At 69.9% G+C, this 1,613-nt stretch carries 1 protein-coding gene; it reads right to left on the reverse strand.

The annotated features are described in order from the left end of the window. Positions 1 to 126: 126 nt before the first annotated feature. A complete protein-coding gene (locus ACZ5GT_RS40740) occupies positions 127 to 1,329 on the reverse strand; it encodes an IS110 family RNA-guided transposase (RefSeq protein ID WP_359352463.1) in 1,203 nt (400 codons plus the stop codon). Positions 1,330 to 1,613 lie beyond the last annotated feature (284 nt).

Genomic DNA, 1,613 nt, shown 5'->3' on the forward strand with positions numbered 1-1,613 from the left:
GGTCCTTCACCTTCGAGCTGGAGGACTCCGCCAAACCGGCGTGCGCGGCCGAGTCCCTCACGCACTACTACCCGTGACGGGCATCAGGGAGCGCTGACGTAAGGGGGGGTGCCTCTATGTTCTTCGTCAAGTGAGTCGAGGGGTCCTCGGCTCGTAGAAGGTTCCGTCGCGGAGCATGGCGAACAGGACGCTGATGCGGTGGCGGGCGAGGCGGAGGAGGGCCTGGGTGTGGGTTTTGCCGCGGGCTCGGCAGCGGTCGTAGTAGGTCCGGGAGGCGGGATCGTGGAGGGCTGCGAACGCGGAGAGGAACATCGCGCGTTTCAGCTGCCGGTTTCCGCCTCTGGGGGCGTGTTCGCCGTGGATCGAGGTGCCGGACTGCTTCGTGGCCGGGGCGAGACCGGCGTAGGAGGCCAGGTGGCCGGCGCTCGGGAACGAGCTGCCGTCGCCGACGGTGGTCAGGAGGACTGCGGCGGTCCTGACGCCGATGCCCGGCATCGAGGTCAGGACCGGGGAAAGAGGGTGGGCCTCCAGCAGTGCCTCGATCCGGGCTTCCAGGGCCCGGCGTTGCTCGTGAACGGCGGCCAGCGACTTTGCCAGTGAGGGGACGATGACGTCGAGGGTGCCGGTGCCCGGGACGGTGACGGTCTGCTCGTCGAGCGCGGTGAAGATGTCGTCGACCAGCCGCTCGGCCATGCGCGGGGCCCTGGGGCGGACGACTTCGACCAGCTTTCGGCGGCCGGCCTTGCGCAACGCCTGCGGGGATCCGTAACGCTCGAGGAGCCAGGTCACCGCCTGGTGGTCCAGACGCGGCCCGAGGACCCGTTCGAGGCTGGGGTGGAACTGGGTGAGCAGGCCGCGGATGCGGTTGCTGGTGCGGTTGGCCTCGCCGGCGAGGTCCTGGTCGAAGCCGACCAGCATGGTCAGTTCCGCGGTGATCTCATCGGCAAGGTCGAGGGTGCGCAGGGTGTGGGGCATGGTGCGGGCGGCGTCCGCGATGACCACGGCGTCCTTCGCGTCGGTCTTGGCCTCGCCGGGGTAGAGGTCGGCGATCCGGCGCATCGCCAGTCCGGGCAGGTAGGCGACCTGGCAGCCGGCGTCCCGGGCGACGGTCAGCGGGAGGGCGCCGATGGAGGCCGGCTGGTCCACGACCACCAGGACGGTGCCGAACTTGGCCGTGAGCTTGTCGAAGACGGCCCGCAGCTTCGGTTCGCTGTTCGGCAGCGGCTTGTCGAACACCGTCTTCCCGGCCGGAGTCAGACCGTGGCCGTGATGCGTCTGCTTGCCGACGTCCAGGCCCAGGAAGACGCCCACCCCGTCGATACTGATCACCGTGCCCCCACAGGTCTCGCAGCGTGCCGGCCCCAGGGTCGGGAGCCGTTCTCGCGCATCCACGTTATGCAGACCTGCCGCCCGAAAGCGGCCGGGCATTGCGCCCGACCGGACGGTGGTCGGACCTCTGATCAGCGTCTCCGACGGCACCCCTCGGACCCGGTGACACCACCCCCCAGGTCATCCCATCGACAGGGGGCAACAGCCATGCCGGGCCCGGAGGCCAGCGGCCCTCTTGCAGGACCGCAAAAAACATAACGGGGGCGGGTCAGGCCGTGAGGGCT

The organism is Streptomyces sp. NPDC031340 (genome assembly GCF_055569945.1).